The organism is Photorhabdus bodei (genome assembly GCF_003287735.1).
In the GTDB taxonomy this organism is placed as follows: Bacteria; Pseudomonadota; Gammaproteobacteria; order Enterobacterales; family Enterobacteriaceae; genus Photorhabdus; species Photorhabdus kayaii.
The window spans coordinates 118,271-135,668 of sequence record NZ_NSCM01000002.1; the positions used below are offsets into that span (position 1 = coordinate 118,271).

Below are 17,398 nucleotides of genomic sequence, written 5' to 3' on the forward strand. Positions count from 1 at the left end.
TATCCTATCTATATTTTTCATAATATGAAATTCATTCGGGAATTTTATCTTCCGGTAATGAACTATATTTCATGAACTTATTACTAAAGTTCAGAACATCATCTTGATTTTCACATATTTTATTAGACAACATTTTACAATTATCAGATATTGTTGACTCTTTAATACCTGTCCAATCTGAAAATAGTGTTAAGAAGTTCATTGAATTGCGTTGAACGTTAATAATATTACGTGACGTATCATCGTAAGAGGTAATAAACATAGGAACCTGATAATTCTGCTTATATTTATCATTATGAGCAAGCCTCATCTTCTTAGTATCTTTCTCAAAGAAAGAACCTCCGTGATCAGCAAAATACATCAAAGACCAGCTCTTCTCATTTTTCTGTGCTTCATCAGTAATTATTGATAACAAATCATCAGTGTTTTCAATACTCTGTATATAGCAAGAAACCTGCTCTGATTTAAAAAATACCTTGTATTCATAATTTGTTCTGGTACAAGCAGGAGAATGAGACCCCATTAAGTGAATAACAATTAACTTCTTTTCTCTCTTATCCTCTAGAGCTTTTTTCACAATTGGTATTATATTTGTGTCGGGCATATTTCTATTAAGACCAGAACTGGACTCACCTTTTTTAATAAATAATGGAGAATCAGCCCTTGCTCCCATACTGGCTACCGGAGTATCAAATATCCCCATAGAACCCTGATTTGATATCCAGTAGGTATAAAAACCAGCTTTTTTTGCTAATGTCACAATATTATTGCTTAAAATATTTTTACCATCTTTGACCATTGCTAGTGAGTTTGCCAATGATATCTGGGTCGATGGACCTGCTGAGATATAATTTGTAAAAAGCGTCCCATTGGCAGCGCTCATAAAAGGAGTATTGTGTATCGGGAATCCATATGCATTCATAAAATCTCTACGTACACTTTCTCCAATCACAACAATGTAGGTGCTATATTTTGGCTCTGTCGATACCGTTCCCCACGTATCTTTCTCACTTAGTATTTGTTGCATTTTTTTATATTCACTTTTTACCCTTATAAAGTTGATAGTGACATCTTTGATGGCTCTAATTTCAGGAAGCCCAGAGTCAAGAATATTGAATTCCTTACCCTGTATAAATGCTTTTAAAGGGTGATGTATTATCGTTATTAACGCAAAAGAGAATAGAAGAACGTTAATATTTTTATGCAGATTAATGTTTACTTTCAGAGAGAACAAACAAAAGATCAGGATAAATGCACTAAAGAGATAATATTCAACTGGAATAGAAGAGATAAATTCACTGGCTTCTTGTTCGTTTGTATAGAATAACGAAAGAATTAAGTTGAAGTTTGGTGAGCCATATGTAAGCCCTATAGGGGCATAAACGAGAGTTGCTATACCGAGAACAATAAGCAGGGGCCTGTAAACCACAGTGACTTTGTTTAGCAAAAGAAAAGTAAAGAATATAACGAATACATACGCTATTTTTAAGCGATAACCTAAAGCCATATGGGCTAAAAGGCAAAAGATGAAAAGTGCAACAACTGGTAGCAGCTTGATTAGGTGGTTTTTTGTAAGTTTCATATTTATCTATCAATAGGGCATCATGTAATAGTAAAACGTAGTTTAGCTCTCGAAAAACAAGAAAAACGGAGATTCAATTTCTTCATCCATCCAGATTTTCTATTAGTACTATACTATGTATTTTTCGCTATGTGAATAAAATAAATTTTAGTTAGGATTTAAACCTGAATCCTTTACTTGCAATATAAAAGGAACCATATAATGCAGAAGTATCACCATAACCCCCAGTATAGGAAAATACACATATCATGCTACGCGCCAATAAATTATAGTAACAGGATAAAGTAAACAAAACAGTTATCAAATATATGTGTGGCTAAATTTTACCGTATTTATTCCTATTGAATATTTTGGAAAACTGGCTTATCAAACGACTCAATAGTTTGCTTTAATAAAGCAAACCGGCCACAACTTGTAATGACCAGGGTAACATCACTTGAATCAGAAAATAACATAATACTTACTCATTGACTTTTATAAAATTCACTATTATTTGATATCACAAAAACAAACCTCTACTTTCATAGTGTCAGAAAAAATGACTTCATTTTAAGACCTTTTAGTAAAAGATCATATATTAAACCTAAATCTTAATTTCCTAATACCCCCAATACAATATTTATGGCTTTATCCGTTTCACCCATAGACGGACAAATATTCTCCACAACATTGTATGTAATTTCAAGTATAATGATCGTCTTCTTCTTTGAATATTGAAAAATTCTTGTCTACGCTGCTTTTGTTTTTTTCTTTCTGGCTCCAGATTTGATTGAATATATAACGGCATTGTAGAGATGACGGGAGGTATCACTGCTTTCACTTTTATAATCCGTCTTTCATTGAGAAAACGCCACTTATCAGCTTCAAGCCAAACGGGCTGTAGAAAATCAAGTAAACATTGTGCAGCGTGATTATTAATTACATAACCATAAGCACCGGCTGCTTCAATCACATTAACTAAATAATACTGACCCGTTATATTCTTCTTGAACGTGTCAATATATTCATTGGTTTTATTCAGTAGAATGACGTTGGGTTTGTTAAGATTTTTGGCGTTGAATTTATCCAATGCGCTCAGTACATCAGAGATATTTTTATTGATTTCTACATCGTCTTCCATGATAAGAGCTAAAGGGATGTTTTCACCAACAATTCTCTGGTAAACAGATAGATGGCTTAACGAGCATCCTAACTCACCAAGAGTCATTCCATTACTGTAAAAGTCGCGGCTAAGTTTCATCACCTCATCTTTGGAAAGTTGTTTGCCATTTACCGCTTTGATTATTTCAACATCTAATCCTAAGGATGATGCTCGCTGTAACATCGAGTATTTTCTTTCGATATCTGATTCTAAGTTAATTATAAAAATTTTCATTTTTTTCTGGTAAAATTATGAGAAGATTTAAGTAAAAAATAAACTATGGAATTTATAGCCACTTAATTTTAAAATAATATAAATTGATATTTTACTTAGCTACAGCACCAAGATCTCCTCATATGAAAGGCTAAAATATTTTCCATTCTTTGAAATCCTATTTTTTCTTATCTTCATAAATACTCTTTTAAAACCAAATTAAACACTATGATTTAATATAAAATTAGTGTTGAAAGGTTATTTACTATCTGATAGACAGAGTTAGAATACTCCTTAATGTGGATTTTGTATTATAATCTCTCTTGTGTTATTTAGTGCATATCATAAAATATTAAGTGCTGATTTTACTCTTTTTAAATAATTTGAATCATATAAATTGGAAATTGCCATTTTTATTGTATTACTGTCAGATAGTTTTTTTCCGCTAACTATATCTTGCAATTTATTTATTAATTCAGATGGTTTATCAACAGGATATAGTTCACCATTAATTTCATTCTTTATGATATCAGCAGGGCCAGTTTTGCAGTCAGAGCTTATACAATATATACCTTGAGCATTAGCTTCTCCTAATACCATAGGAAACCCCTCAAAATCTGAAGTTAATAACAGTGCTGTAATTTCTTTAATTTCATTCATAATATAATACCACGGTTCTTTATGCCACCCGTGCCATACTATATTACTGGTTATATTTAGATTATCCGCTACACTGCGTAATATTTTCTCATCACAACCACTGCCAACAATATTTAATTCCCAATTACCATGAACCTGCGATAATGCCTTAAACATACCACTAATGTTCTTATGACCGTCGGCTAATCTGCCTACATATAGAAATTTAGTTATATTCCCGTTTGGTTGAGGGATTGTTTCGCTTTTCTGAGAAACAGGATTGAAGATAGTAAAAATTTTATCTGGATTAACACCTCTATCAATAAATTGTTGAGTTATACCTGAACTAATAGAAAGGTGATAATCGGCTTTTGTTGCATAAATATTTTTATACAATTGATCAAGAGAAGAATAAACCCATGAAAATAGAGGAGTTTTAGAAAAGATTAATTTTTTTGCCAGACTTGTTATGTAACAACTTAGTGGATCTATCGCAATAATGATATCCGGATTTTCTCTTCTCATAAATTTAGAGAATAAAAAGGCAAAGTGTACTCTGCGAGCTTTTGTGTTATATATCTTAGAACGGATGCGATGAAATGACATTCCATTTAACCAATCATCATTTATTTCAACAGATTCTTGGCGGATATCATTGATAAAGAAGAAACTGACGTCTGACGCTGGGCAATCTTCTGATAATAAAGCTACTAATTTTTTGCATACAGTTTCCCTTCCTCCAAAACCAGGCATGTCATAGCCTACGATAATGATTTTTTTAGCTTTCATAATTAATCTAACCTTCTTATATGGGTTTTTATGAATTTCATATCTCTATATCAATAACATATTCATGTAACGGTAAAAGGTAGCTTGTATTATGAAAAAAAGAACCAAAATTCAAGCTATTCACTAGCACCATACTACATGCTTTTCATAATGTGAATCAGAATATTCAAGAATTTTTTAAAACCTGAATACTTAAAGCGAAAGAGAATTAACATGGTATAAAAATATAACTATGATTTTCTGGTATAGGGAAATGTATATGAATTTATTTAAAAAAATATATTACTAGCTTGTTATTATCACCAGTTATCTTGTGAGTTACTAGAAGGCATTAGCTATAACACTAATATATAACTCACAAAGGAGAGTGGAATATCAAAGCATCAGTTGTAATATCTGCTTATCATCCCAAGAACTGAAAAGATAAAAAGTTGTATGATTTACGAAAATAAACCGTGTAAATTCGCTGATTTATCACTCAGAACTTGCTGGTAATTCCTGAATGGTTAATGTCTTTCTCTTTAAATCGTCGTTTTGGTTATCGATTGACATGTGAATATATACCCTATGGATTTCAAGATGCATCGCGGCGGCAAGGGAGCGAATCCCCGGGAGCATAGAGAACTATGTGACCGGGGTGAGTGAGTGCAGCCAACAAAGAGGCAACTTGAAAGATGACGGGGATAGTTTTTCAGGTCAGTTAATGTTTGGTACTAATGAAACATCAACACGGCTTAATAATACTAGAGAGTGTGAGTTAAATGAACCAACTTTGATCAAGAGCTTTGAATTCTCTACACTTCGTAATCGTAGTGGGCTTTCGAACCTAAATTGATGAAAAAACTTCAAAAACTAATTGGCAAAATATTAACTCTGTAAAAATAAAAAGATTTGTTCCGCACATGATACAAGTTGAACAGAATTGCGCTCTTTTGCAATTGTTGTGATTTTTGAAAAATTAAATGCTCCTGGATAATTCCCACCATTAGCTGATACCGCATTTTTCTCCAACTCCACCGTTTCCATCAAGCCAATGAATTATCTAGCCTGTAATTTAAATTGTGCATTTTCTAAGATAAGCCGTCAATTGCTATATCTCAGCAATTTTCTCGCCAAAATAAAGTACATTAAAAAATACAAACAATTGACCAGTAAAAAAAGATAAAATTTCTAAATGAATTTCATACTATGAAAAATTGTTAATGTAAAAATATAAAGCTTATTAACAGTCTAAAATGGCCTGTTTTTACAGGCCATTTAGATTGTTGTCATGATTATATAAAAATTAAATTTTATCTTTCCTTTTAGTCAGTAATAAATTAGCCAACAACCAAATTATTTTATTTTTAGAATTAATTATTTTTAGCCTAAATAAAAACTTATTTCTCTTCCGAATAAATTCAGCATCTTGTCTTTGATAAGAAAAATCGGATAAAAAAGAAGAAAGCTCATCAAATCTTTTGGATGCTAGCATTTTCCACATTAGCTGGCCTTTTAGGCTTAAAGCTTTTGATTTAACTTTCTTCATAAAGATTTCACGATCTTCGTTATGGTATTGCGTGTCCATATCTTGATAAATCGTGTCCCAAGCTTGGATTTCATCTATATAATTCTTTACATCCCACTTCTTATTCATGATGGAGTCATTTCGGTAAATATAGTTATAAAGATATTCTGGGATGTAAGAAAATTTTGCTTTACAGATACATAACAAAATAAATGAAATATCTTCTCCTACAATTAGGTTTTCATCAAACCAAATTTTATTTCCTAGCAAAAAATCACGTTTAATTAACATGCAACAAATACCAAAATAATCAAAATTCAAAAAATTGAATGCCAGATTATTTAAATCTCGATAATCTTTAGAACAAATCTCTTTGCCTATATAAACATTCTTGAACAAACAAAAAGTAATATCACTCTTTGTCTCACTATTTTTTCGCAACACCGATTCAATAAACGAAGGCTCAAAAGAGTCATCACTATCTAGGAAAGTGACATAATCCCCTTTGGCTTTACTTAAGCCAACGTTTCTTGCTGCGGAAATCCCTCTGTTTTCTTGAGAAAATACCTCAATATTGAAGTATTGTTCAGACAACCGGTTAAGAACATCCATTGTGCCATCAGTTGATCCATCGTTGACAATGATGATCTCAGTGTTTTTATATGTCTGATTAAGAACACTATTAATAGAATTTTCTATAATATCTTCGACATTAAAGGCCGGGATGATAATTGAAACTAATATATCGTTGTTCATAATAGTACAATCCTCCAGTTATCTACAGGAATTTTCTGGATTTATTCAATGAAGAGCTTTTAATATTGAATATATATTCTGATATAAATACATGTGTGAATTGAACTAACATCAGTATTCTTGCTCCTAATTGTCAAATTTAAAGGTATTTAATTGATTATCAATATGATTGATATAGGGTATTATACCTCTTTTCCTCATTAATTGTATCAATTCATTACCAAAGTAAAGATTTACTGTGAAAAATGTTCTCTATCTAGCAACATTATTACTCCTTCACTGATAGATCAGTGCTGTATCATCACACTTCCATCATCTTTTTATGGCTTTTAAGCTGCATTTTTGCTGTTATATCGGCTCAGATATTAGTTTTAGTACAATTTAGGAATATAGCTCCCTATAGGCTAGTAATTACTGTAAGATTAACAATAGCTATCCGAATTCAGGTTTATAGAGCAGCAATATTTTCTGTATAAAAAAATTAGTATATTTTTTACTAATGAGAATTACACTGTAGACTTATTTTTCACCATGTAAAATCGATTGCACAATGTAATTATAATGTTGATATTCATTACTGAAAAAATCATCTAGAATAAAAATATATGAAAATATTTATCGTTAACCTAAAGAAAGATATAGAACGAAAAAAATCCATACAGCATCAATCTGAAAAATTAGAGCTTGATGTTGAGTTCATTGAGGCTGTGAATGGCCGAGAATTATCACAAGATGAAATTAAATTATTTTGTCCAGATTTTCATAAAAGTTCAATGACTTTGGGTGAGCTAGGTTGTTCTTTGAGCCATTTAAAAATTTACGAAAAAATGGTTAAAGAAAATATACAACTCGCTTTGATTATGGAAGATGATGCTGAAATAGGCAGAGATATTAGGGAAATATTGGATTTTTTAATAACTATAGACAATAAGAATCTCCATAAACCAAATATTTTTTTATTAAGTAAAGTTAATGAGTACATAGACACTTTCAAAAAACCACTCATCAAAGATTACCATTTAGTTAGTGTTATCGATGCGGCTTTAACTCATGGTTATGTTGTAAACAAATCTGCTGCAAAACGCTTACTTGATTTTTTACGTCCTGTATGGCTAGTAGCAGACGAGTGGAAATTGCTTAGAGAAAATAATGTAATCAAACTTAAAGCTGTTGTGCCTTCCGTTATAAATTTCACAGAACATTCCCGCAACTCATCTATAGGAAATGAAGGTCACTCAACAGTAAACGAGCTAGATATACAAAAAAGAAAACGCAAATTTTTAACAGCTTTGCGTTTGATGTTTTGGCGTGTATTTGTTCGTTCGTGGGTTAAAAAAGTCAGGCCATAATTTTTTATGATTACGGCCACAATTAAGATATGTATAACTATGACTTACAGAATAGTATTTTTATTTAGCTTATCTTTTAAAGTTACTTTGTTATTTAATATCGTATTGTGCCGGACTTTCTTTGATACGATTATCAATGTACTGAATGAGTGTATCAGGCAGTGAGATATTAATACGCTACTGCTTTCCGGAAAATTCAGATAAATCAACATCAATAACAAACCAACTATCAATGTATTGATATTCTGCGTTTTTTGCATAAACCAGATAGCCAGCATCCTGAATATGTTCAACTGTTCTATTATTCGCAACCATATCTTCTACTGTTAACAAGATAGCCTCACGCGCCATTATCGCAATGTCTTCTTTATTATTAGCGGCAGAAAAACAGCCATAATCTTCGGCACATAGCGCAGGAATGACCAAACCATACGCTGTATTTTCATTTTTCGATAACTCAACACCTACTGAAAAAAACATGATGACCTCCAAAGTCGTCGGGGATTAAACTCTCGCCATTTTCTTTATAGATTTGACAATACCGATAGGCAGATCTTTTTTGGGATGCGTAACTGGAAATGTCTTTCCGGTTATTGGTAACTCCTTCTAAGTTCGCGTCCAACAGCAATCAGCTCTTTTATCAGGTTGGTTGATTTCATATCCTCCCAACCTGACATAAGCATATGCACGCATACACACAAAGTAAATTTATTTATCTCAAATGAACTTGCGTTAAAACGCAAAGTGATGCTAATTTCCTGTATGTTTTCCACTCAATTATTGTTCGTAATTCCATCATAGTTAATATATTTCTTTCTCAATCATTATTTTGGTTATTTATTGGCACTCAGATCTGCCCAATTTTTACCATATTGAGTCCCATTGAATGCCTTTAAAAGCTGCTTTGACAAAGATTGCCGTCAGTTAATGAACTACAGAAAGCCTTGGTTTGACGGAAACAGTGAGTTTGGCGAAAAGTGCGGTGCCGAGCAGTCGGAAAATTAACGGCAAGGCGTTGAGTGGGGATGTCAGTTTGAATGCCGGAGATGTGGGGGCAATATCGACCAATGGTGGAAATTATCCAGAGTATTTTAGATTTAAACAAGTCGAGACGATTCCAAACGAACGTAACGCAACGATGTTAGTTTCTGAATCTGGAGGGAAACCGACAAGTACGATGGTTGCATTTACAAGTTATGCCTGGTACGACAATTATATTAAAACGGGTATTGTGCGTGGTGGTAGCGTAGATACCTTGGGATATGCTGTAGATATTAATGCGAAGCGTGTGTTAACCGTATCACCGGACGGGAAAGTAAATACCACACAATTTATTGCTCAATCATTTATTGCCGGTAGCGGCGGTATGCAAGCAGGTACAAAAGATGCGGCTAGTTTTGATGGGAATAATGTTGAACTTATATCGTGGTTTGGTATCGGGTTGAGAGCAACAATAGATCAGAAGACACGAATTTTTTTTAATACGCGTAATGGCGATATTTTCACAAAAGGGACAATTCATATTGGTGATGCAATACACTATTACGATGGGAACACTACGGGATCAATATGGGGCGGTGACTTACATAGTTATATAAACAATAATTTTAGCAGAAAGAATGATGGAATTCCTGTCGGCTCGCCCATCCCTTGGCCTCTACCAAATCCTCCATCAGGTTATCTTACGTGTAACGGCCAATCATTTAATAAATCGCTATATCCACAATTAGCTATGGCTTATCCATCAGGTGCGCTTCCTGATTTACGCGGTGAATTTATCCGTGGTTGGGATGATGGGCGCGGTGTAGATAGTGGCCGAGGGGTTTTGTCATGGCAAGCTGACGAGTTTAAATCCCATAGCCATACTTTGAATGGAGATGATGCAGGCTCATGGGGTAGTCATGTTGGTCGGGGTAATGGTAACGCAAGGGGTCTCGACCCAACTAATAAAACCGGTGGCAATGAAACCCGCCCCCGCAATATTGCATTTAACTACATAGTAAGGGCAGCATAATGACTGAACAAAAATATTCTTTAGAACCAGAAACAGCAATATTAGGTAAAGATGGATTAGCAGAAAAAGCGGGCTGGTTGACAATCTACCATGCAGCGCCTCATTCAAGGGAATTTATCGGCGCAACACCAGAATACCTGATGGAAGGAATAGGAATACCGGCCAGTTCCTATACAGATGCTCCGACACTTCCTGAATCCGATTCTCTGGCTGTCAGGCGCACAGCAGACGGAAATCACTGGGAAATTGTCCCCGATTACCGTGGAAAAACAGCTTACAACACACAAACTCGCTCACCGCAAGAAATTACTGAGCTGGGTGAACTACCCGAAACCCTGACATTCGAACAACCGGCTACTCATTTTGATCGATGGGATGGCTCAAAGTGGGTGACTGACAAAGCAGCAATAAAGGACAGTGAGATTGAGCAGGCAAAGCAATTACGCGACACACTGTGTACACAATCTAATGAAACCATTACGTTGCTCCAATATGCCGTTGATACTGGATTAGCTTCGGAAGAGGAACAGACACTGTTACTTGAATGGAAAAAATATCTGGTATTGCTGAACCGTGTTGACACTTCATTGGCCCCTGATATTAAGTGGCCTGAGATACCAGAATGACAACAATAAGGGCTGCTTATGCAGCCCAATGACAATCGAAGTCAGAAATCTCACATGTCATTTGAATTGATAAAATTTTCTACCTGTTCGGCAGTATACATGCTCTTCAAAAATCAGCATTTCTAAGCTACTTGTACAGTAATAAGTTATTGCTAAACGCATTTAAAAACATATGTCAACACTTTTATTTCGGCACTTCTGGCCATTTTACTTCAGGCGCTTGATTCACATCTACACGAGTAAGCAATACTCTGTATTTTCTCCACTCCAATAGAGCTTCTTTCTCTGAGTCGTTAGCGACTTCCAAGTCCACAGAGTCTTGTAGCAAGGAGATTGTTTCATTTGCTTGTTGTAATAGTGCTGCTTGCTGTTGCTTTGCTTCGTTGATTTGATGGGCTTTAAGAAGGTCTTTATCAACTATCCACTCTTTACCGTTCCATGTGTCATAATCGGTGTCGGGTTTCTTGAATGTCATAGTTTCCGGTAACTCACCGATTTCAGTTATCTCAATCGGCTCTCGTGTTAACGTGTCATAAACGATTTTTCCGCGATAATCAGGCACGATTTGCCAACACTTACCATCTACACTACGACAGACCGCTTTGTCATCAGAATCGGGAAGTTTAGGCGCATCAGGATAAGCACCCACTGATAAACTGACACCCAACATGACATATTCAATATCAGAGTTTGTGAATTCTCTCGTGATTTGACTCGAGTGATAAACTTTTATCCAGCCTGCTTGAATTGCTAATCCGTCTTCACCCAATACGGCTGTTTCATGTTCTAAAGAGTATTTTTGTTCTGTCATTATGCTGCTCTCACTATGTAGTTAAATGCGATGTTTCGGGGACGGGTTTCGTTTGCTGTGCGCGGTTCTCCGTTCACTCCGTCCGATACGGGTGAACTGACAACATGTGTTTGAGTAATACGACCTGTGTATTCTGGCCCTCCATGCTGTGACGGGCTATCTGTTGCGCTCGCAGCTGTCGCATTCGGCCACGCTCTGTGAGTGTGACCTTGCATTGCGTCGGGCTGCCACGTTCCGCACACCCGTCCCGGATCAACTCCCCGGCTATCATCCCAGCCTCGAATAAACTCGCCTCTTAAATCAGGTACTCTGCCATTGGGATAAGCTTCTGCTAATTTTGGATATAGCGATTTGTCAAAGGATTGTCCGTTGCATGTGAGATAACCGACGGGTGTATATCTATGCGGATACGGCAGCGGAACACCCACGGGAATGTTGTCATAACGCGCATCAAAATTGCCGTAATCTGCGGGTACTACAATCCCGTTTTTATAAATTGTTAATGCTCGCTTCGAGTTAATATCAATGCCCGCACCGATCAGATCTACTGTTCCACCCCGGACAGCACCAACTGCAATCTCATTGCCATACCAGTTAGCTTTCATATACGAACAAAGTGTTCCGGCGGGTGCGCCTGCATTTGTTGATATAAGTTGAACAGAGTTTCTTTCTTTTGCAATTGTTGCAATTTCTGAAAAATTAAATGTTCCTTGATAATTTCCACCCGTCGCTGAGACTGCCCCCACATCCCCGGCATTCAAACTGACATCCCCACTCAACGCCTTGCCGTTAATTTTCCGACTGCTCGGCACCGCACTTTTCGCCAAACTCACTGTTTCCGTCAAACCAAGGTTTTATAGAATTCATAAATTAACAATAAATCGTGTTGAAGCAGTGTGCTGGGGCATTAAATGGGGATTGAAAGGGTAAAAACTGGGTATATCTGTGTATTAATAAATGACCAAAATGGCGATTATGGGAAACAGAATTGCAAATGGTTTAATTGTGAACAGTTATTGTTCATAAAATAACCTAAAAATGGTCAAGGTAGAGCACAGATATTGGCAAAATGCGTGCCTTTCCCAATCATAGTGGAAACATATTGGCTATGATCTGTATCAGTCACTATCTTTTTCTGCTTTGCGTATTCTGATTCTGGAGATTTGTTACAACGAAATAAACTGAGAGTTACCTGTAATCTTGTATGGGGTTTGGTGACCATATCAAAGCAGGTCACTCCCAATTTTAGATAAAGTTTCAACTAACACATCCAAATTTATTTAACGGAAAGCTCTATATTTACACTTCGATTTCTTACCCAAAAAGCCTGGCTGTTATAACAAATCTGGCCTCCGCAGATAGCATTTTCAACTATATCAGGACACCCTTTAATCAATGCATACCATTCAGGGCCAGATCCATCTGAATTTGCATGACCACGACCATGCCGAAATGTTAGTGTACAATTTTCTGTGTCTGTATTGGCAACATTAATATAACTAACACTCCAATCGACAGTTTTGGTTTCATTTGTACATCCATCTATCCAGTTATTATTATCCTGTAAATTTCCCAGATAGGTTTTACCTGCCTCTAAGCGTATTTTTTCATCTCCACTATCGTACATGCAATTAGATGATTGTGTAATAAGAGTAATACTCTTTGTCGCTGATGAGTTTTTAATTTGTAGTGCATATGTGGCTGATAATGCACTCGCTCACCCCGGTCACATCGTTATCTATGCTCCCGGGGATTCGCTCCCTTGCCGTCGCGATGCATCTTGAAATCCATAGGGTAGCACTCGACAATGTATTAAATCATCTCGCCAAAATCTATCGAAATAAGGTTTTGATTTATTAATGCTGAGTTTGTGGGGATTCCCCTCAGCGTATTTGCGAGGTCGGTTTTTAACTTCGTCATTATTTAAAATTCAACTAATCCCATCGAACCTAATAAAGCGGCAATTACAGGAATTAAAAATACTAATGCTATTAACGTACATATAATTTTAATTATTGGGTTCTTGTATTTATACGCAGCATAGGAAGATATTAGCCCGATAGGGACAGTGAACCAACCGCATACGGGTTGCCTGTTCACTGTGTGCCTTTGATGTGATAGTAGTAAACTAAACTATTAGTACAATATTGCAAAGTGCTAATAGTACAATTTCTTTGTGTGATTTTGTTTTACTTATTTGATTTTTAATGAAATTATGGATATTGATGGAAGAAGGAGAAGAAAAACCCCTCTAACCGGGTGGGTAACAGGTGATATATGTCTTTAGAAGACGAGCTTTGCAATACCAATTGCCAGACCAGTTATTCCTAACATTGTGGCGGCAATCCATTTGGTTTGAGTTGCAATAGATTGGTGAACCTCAATTCTCACAGATGCAATATCTTCCTTTGTTGCATAATTAGCTTTCATAATTGCGAGATCAGTCTTGATGAGGTTCAGATCATCTTCAAGTTTTTTTACTCTGATTTCAAGCATATCGTTGCTGCCTCCGTCACCACTATTGCCGCCTGTTTTAAATGGCAAATCACTTCTTATTGGAACCACGTTATCTCGTTTATTCATTGCTATCTTTCCCCATGATAGCAGGGTATTTCTGTTTTACCCACTCAAGAACTTGTGATGTATCTATCATCATTACAGTCACCGAATGCAGATAGAGCAGAACTTTCATGGTGAAAAAGTGGCGCTTTTGGTTTTGGATTTTATAGTCACTTAGAAGGGCGCTTACTCATCCTGAGTTTATTAGCCACGCTGAGTACGATAATCCTTTGGTTAATAGTATACAATGCTGAAAATAAAGGGCCTTAACTTGAGATATCAGGCAAATAGCCTTAAATCGAGACGAGTTATTTCTTATTTGATATTACGGAGAATGTCTTACGACATTCTCCGTCAGATTATTGACAAAGTGCTGGTTTTTTTATCCGGCGCTCTGTTTTAATTCAGCTCCGTTCACCAGACGGAGCTTGCCGCCATGTTAAGGTATTGGCGTAAACAGGGGAGTGAGACGAGTTAAATCTATTTCCTGTTTAACTTGTGCCAGGCTATACGCTTCCTGGAGTCTCAGCCACATTTCCGGCGTACTGCCGATCACGTTGGCTAAACGAACGGCCATTCCTGGCGTTACTGCCGCGCTACCTTCAACAACACGCCCAATAGTTGACGGTGAGACATCCAGTGCACGAGCAAGCGCTCTAAGACTAATATTTAAGTGCTCTATCTCGTCAGAGATATAGCGCCCCGGATGGGGTGGCATACGTTTAGTCATTAATGATAGTCCTCGTAGTTCAGTATATAAACATCACCATCGTTAAATTCGAAAGTTAACCTCCAGTTACCCGATACGCTTACCGCCCAAATACTCTTTCGATCTCCTGTAAGTGGGTGAAGTTGAAAACTCGGTAAACTTAAATCATTCAGGCCGCTTGCTAAATCTAATGCGTTTAACAGTAGGTCTAGCCTGTTAGCGTGGTGTGCAACAATTCCCGCCGTGGTTCCCTTCTCATAATACTTTCGTAACCCTTTATGCTTCCAACTTTTAATCATTGTTTGAGTCCTGTTGCGTTACGAGAGACAGCATAACACGTGTCGATCATTGCGCAACAACATTTTTTTGATGAAATAATATCAGATTATTGACAAAGTGCTGTTTTTTTATCCGGTACTCTGTTTTAATTCAGTGCCGTTCACTAAACGGGGCTTGCCATCTTGTTAAGAACACCCACTCTCCAGACTTTCCCGCCAGAAACACTCTCGCTTGACGAGCTGGTTCCTAAAAATCATTTATACCCTATGGATTTCGAGATGCATCGCGGCGGCAAGGGAGCGAATCCCCGGGAGCATAGATAACGATGTGACCGGGGTGAGGGAGTGCAGCCAACAAAGAGGCAACTTGAAAGATAACGGGTATAGTCCGTCAAGTCGATGCCGCTATTGATTTCGAATTTATCCGCGAATGAGTTGCCCCATTGTATTGCCACAATAATGGCTGTCCTGCTATCGATAGCCCAAAATATTAAGAAGATAGCCTTGCTGGTCGCAATGTTGTGTTGTTTTTATCTCAGGAGAGCGAGCATTTTATTGCAGGATAAGCGAAAATAACGCCTTGGTGGAGGATTACATCGGGTTAATGAGGAAAATGGATGGCATTATGATTCATAATAAAAGAAACAAACCCCGTTATTTTCAACGAGGTTTGTCAGCGGTATGGTGGAGAATATCTTACGACATTCTCCGCTAATTTTACTAGTGATAGCTCTCGACAATGTATTAAACCATTTCGCCAAAATCTATCGAAATAGGGCTTTGATTTATTAGCGCTGAGTTTGTGGGGATTTCTCAGTGCAAATGCAGGCCCATTTTAAAAATTTATTTTTGTTCGCCAAAGTCCTCAAAAAATATAGCACCTATGTTGCCTGCTTGATCTAAGCCATACATACAAAAGCGTATTGGAGAGTCTTTCTTTTTAATCGTAATCGGTACTCTTCTATAAGTAGAGTAATTTTTATAATCATCGCATTTTGTCGATTTTCTTGGGCCTGCTTTATAACGTATATCAACAACTTCCCAAGGTCTAAATCTGAGGTCGATAACCCAACTATCATCTGTTTCAAAAAGTAATGTTGAATCCGGTCTTATTCCCGGAAGGGTGTTATCAATTTCACGTAATTTTATTGATGCGTTAGATGTACTCTGCCAGCGTTTATTTGCAGAATGTTGCCCAATGACACACATTGCGTAAACTCCTTCTTTGGAAGGAACGGTAAGTTTATCCAGCGGTTGTGTCGTAACTGGAATAGGTTTGCTGTATCCTTTAGGATCTGAACAATCAGTATTACTCGCAAGTCCTCCTTTATAGCGAATATTATTAAAACCCCGCTCCTCAAGATGTAAATTCCAGGTGGCAGGTTTGTTGTTAACTGTGCTCTTGGTAATTAGTGGGCCGCCAGCGTTAATAGTGATCCCTTTTCCATCATCAAATTTACTTAAATCCAGTTTTCCATCAGGGGTAAATGCACGTGCAATTTTATCAACAGGAATGTAATAACTGTCACCTTCACGTGAAAAACCTTTATCCTTAACCAACTCACAAGGCCGATTAAGACCGCAACCCGTGTAATTTTGATCGACGGTGGTATTTAATACGCCAATTATCTGGGGTTTATCTTTCAATATAACCGGTGAACCAGAAGTTCCTCCCGAAACACCGGCGCAATCAACAGAAACGACCGGAGACCAAGCCCATATACCTTCATACACAAGAGGGGTTTTTCCAGTAATGGAGCAAGCCGAATAGCGTAGATAGCGTTTATCACCCGCTATGCCATTGGCCGGAATATGGGCAAGTTCAATCGGCTGATTTACCGATGGTTCATAATCTTTTTGTAAAGTCACCGGCAGTATTCCGCGATTTGCCAACTCACCATAAGTTGCTTTAAGTCTGAAAACCGCAAGGTCACCGCCTTTCATTGTCGCGTATAAAACCCTATCAATATCAACAGATTGGTGTTCGTTAATTAAGTCAATGAAGTAGTTTGGCGTGTATGTCCAACCTGGGCCTACAGGTTGATCAATTATTACTTCATTCGTATCTAATGAAGAATCAAAACAATGACCAGCAGAAAGAATAAGTGCTTGTTGATTGGCATCAGGGGTTTCTGAACCGGCAATAAGTGTCGCGGTACATAGGCCACGACCACTCAGTTTTCCCACATGCTTAAATCGTTCAGCGTCCGGATCGGTAGATTTTAATAGTGGAGCTTCGTTACTGGTATTGTCTTGTAGATTAGCAATATGCTCGCTGTTATTTTCGGGAAGTGCGTGTGCGAAATAACTTGTTGACACAATCCCTGTAATAAGTGTAGCTAAAAAGATTTTTCTCATGTTTTTACCTCATGTTGTTTACATTTTTAATCTTTCCATGTAATGGAAACAGACATTCAATGAAGAA

General features: G+C 36.7%; 18 protein-coding genes and 3 pseudogenes. 6 read left to right on the forward strand and 15 right to left on the reverse strand.

Features of this window, described 5'->3' with window-relative positions; genetic code table 11:
* Positions 1 to 31: 31 nt before the first annotated feature.
* The 3 genes from CKY02_RS02395 to CKY02_RS02410 all read right to left on the reverse strand — a co-directional run bounded on the left by CKY02_RS02395 (position 32) and on the right by CKY02_RS02410 (position 4,364).
* Entirely contained in the window at positions 32 to 1,582 is a 1,551-nt protein-coding gene (locus tag CKY02_RS02395; protein WP_112894089.1) for a phosphoethanolamine transferase, read from the reverse strand.
* Between the two features lie 619 nt (positions 1,583 to 2,201).
* A complete protein-coding gene (locus tag CKY02_RS02405) occupies positions 2,202 to 2,957 on the reverse strand; it encodes a glycosyltransferase family 25 protein (protein WP_112894090.1) in 756 nt (251 codons plus the stop codon).
* Positions 2,958 to 3,278: 321 nt separating this feature from the next.
* Positions 3,279 to 4,364 carry a glycosyltransferase gene (locus CKY02_RS02410; RefSeq protein WP_112894091.1) on the reverse strand — a complete coding sequence of 362 codons (1,086 nt, stop codon included), beginning with the start codon at positions 4,362 to 4,364 and terminating at the stop codon, positions 3,279 to 3,281.
* A 628-nt stretch (positions 4,365 to 4,992) separates the two neighbouring features.
* Between CKY02_RS02410 and CKY02_RS23450 the strand changes: the two genes are divergently transcribed.
* Entirely contained in the window at positions 4,993 to 5,199 is a 207-nt protein-coding gene (locus CKY02_RS23450; protein WP_146747380.1) for a hypothetical protein, read from the forward strand.
* A gap of 32 nt (positions 5,200 to 5,231) precedes the next feature.
* On the opposite strand, the gene CKY02_RS24240 is transcribed toward CKY02_RS23450, so the two are convergent.
* Positions 5,232 to 5,390, reverse strand: a complete 159-nt coding sequence (locus tag CKY02_RS24240; protein WP_158536537.1) for a hypothetical protein — start codon at positions 5,388 to 5,390, stop codon at positions 5,232 to 5,234.
* A 259-nt stretch (positions 5,391 to 5,649) separates the two neighbouring features.
* Positions 5,650 to 6,627, reverse strand: a complete 978-nt coding sequence (locus CKY02_RS02420; protein ID WP_112894092.1) for a glycosyltransferase family 2 protein — start codon at positions 6,625 to 6,627, stop codon at positions 5,650 to 5,652.
* A 605-nt stretch (positions 6,628 to 7,232) separates the two neighbouring features.
* Between CKY02_RS02420 and CKY02_RS02425 the strand changes: the two genes are divergently transcribed.
* On the forward strand, positions 7,233 to 7,976 hold the full coding sequence (locus tag CKY02_RS02425; protein WP_112894093.1) for a glycosyltransferase family 25 protein: 744 nt from the start codon (positions 7,233 to 7,235) through the stop codon (positions 7,974 to 7,976).
* A 90-nt stretch (positions 7,977 to 8,066) separates the two neighbouring features.
* Here the strand turns inward: CKY02_RS02425 and CKY02_RS02430 are convergent.
* Positions 8,067 to 8,456 (reverse strand): annotated as a pseudogene (locus tag CKY02_RS02430) (type II toxin-antitoxin system HicB family antitoxin).
* Between the two features lie 24 nt (positions 8,457 to 8,480).
* Positions 8,481 to 8,635: pseudogene (locus CKY02_RS02435) on the reverse strand (type II toxin-antitoxin system HicA family toxin).
* 308 nt (positions 8,636 to 8,943) lie between these two features.
* Here CKY02_RS02435 and CKY02_RS25435 point away from each other — a divergent pair.
* Both CKY02_RS25435 and CKY02_RS02445 read left to right on the forward strand, forming a co-directional pair.
* Positions 8,944 to 9,990, forward strand: a complete 1,047-nt coding sequence (locus tag CKY02_RS25435) for a tail fiber protein (RefSeq protein ID WP_240001978.1) — start codon at positions 8,944 to 8,946, stop codon at positions 9,988 to 9,990.
* Positions 9,990 to 10,616 (forward strand): tail fiber assembly protein, encoded by a 627-nt coding sequence (locus CKY02_RS02445; protein ID WP_112894095.1) that lies wholly within the window; start codon positions 9,990 to 9,992, stop codon positions 10,614 to 10,616. Before CKY02_RS25435 ends, CKY02_RS02445 begins: the two co-directional genes overlap by 1 nt.
* Positions 10,617 to 10,800: 184 nt before the next feature.
* On the opposite strand, the gene CKY02_RS02450 is transcribed toward CKY02_RS02445, so the two are convergent.
* The 5 genes from CKY02_RS02450 to CKY02_RS02465 form a co-directional block, all read right to left on the reverse strand.
* Positions 10,801 to 11,427: a tail fiber assembly protein gene (locus CKY02_RS02450; RefSeq protein WP_112894096.1), complete on the reverse strand. Its 627-nt coding sequence runs from the start codon at positions 11,425 to 11,427 to the stop codon at positions 10,801 to 10,803.
* On the reverse strand, positions 11,427 to 12,254 hold the full coding sequence (locus tag CKY02_RS02455; RefSeq protein ID WP_240001979.1) for a phage tail protein: 828 nt from the start codon (positions 12,252 to 12,254) through the stop codon (positions 11,427 to 11,429). The genes CKY02_RS02450 and CKY02_RS02455 overlap by 1 nt, the downstream gene beginning before the upstream one ends.
* Positions 12,255 to 12,703: 449 nt before the next feature.
* The gene (locus CKY02_RS02460; protein WP_238399026.1) at positions 12,704 to 13,054 is read right to left on the reverse strand and encodes a hypothetical protein; all 351 of its coding nucleotides are present in this window, start codon (positions 13,052 to 13,054) and stop codon (positions 12,704 to 12,706) included.
* 52 nt (positions 13,055 to 13,106) lie between these two features.
* Positions 13,107 to 13,235 (reverse strand): hypothetical protein, encoded by a 129-nt coding sequence (locus CKY02_RS26155; protein WP_274382133.1) that lies wholly within the window; start codon positions 13,233 to 13,235, stop codon positions 13,107 to 13,109.
* Between the two features lie 475 nt (positions 13,236 to 13,710).
* Entirely contained in the window at positions 13,711 to 14,010 is a 300-nt protein-coding gene (locus tag CKY02_RS02465; protein WP_112894097.1) for a hemolysin XhlA, read from the reverse strand.
* A gap of 73 nt (positions 14,011 to 14,083) precedes the next feature.
* On the opposite strand from CKY02_RS02465, the pseudogene CKY02_RS25440 reads away from it, so the two are divergent.
* Positions 14,084 to 14,340 (forward strand): annotated as a pseudogene (locus tag CKY02_RS25440) (IS4 family transposase); the annotation flags it as partial.
* Positions 14,341 to 14,425: 85 nt separating this feature from the next.
* Here CKY02_RS25440 and CKY02_RS02475 read toward each other — a convergent pair.
* The gene (locus CKY02_RS02475; RefSeq protein ID WP_011147221.1) at positions 14,426 to 14,716 is read right to left on the reverse strand and encodes a HigA family addiction module antitoxin; all 291 of its coding nucleotides are present in this window, start codon (positions 14,714 to 14,716) and stop codon (positions 14,426 to 14,428) included.
* On the reverse strand, positions 14,716 to 14,994 hold the full coding sequence (locus tag CKY02_RS02480; protein WP_011147220.1) for a type II toxin-antitoxin system RelE/ParE family toxin: 279 nt from the start codon (positions 14,992 to 14,994) through the stop codon (positions 14,716 to 14,718). Before CKY02_RS02480 ends, CKY02_RS02475 begins: the two co-directional genes overlap by 1 nt.
* A 211-nt stretch (positions 14,995 to 15,205) precedes the next feature.
* Between CKY02_RS02480 and CKY02_RS23455 the strand changes: the two genes are divergently transcribed.
* Positions 15,206 to 15,385 (forward strand): hypothetical protein, encoded by a 180-nt coding sequence (locus tag CKY02_RS23455; RefSeq protein ID WP_146747382.1) that lies wholly within the window; start codon positions 15,206 to 15,208, stop codon positions 15,383 to 15,385.
* Positions 15,386 to 15,816: 431 nt separating this feature from the next.
* Here the strand turns inward: CKY02_RS23455 and CKY02_RS02485 are convergent, their stop codons facing one another.
* Positions 15,817 to 17,331, reverse strand: a complete 1,515-nt coding sequence (locus CKY02_RS02485; RefSeq protein WP_112894098.1) for a trypsin-like serine peptidase — start codon at positions 17,329 to 17,331, stop codon at positions 15,817 to 15,819.
* Positions 17,332 to 17,398 lie beyond the last annotated feature (67 nt).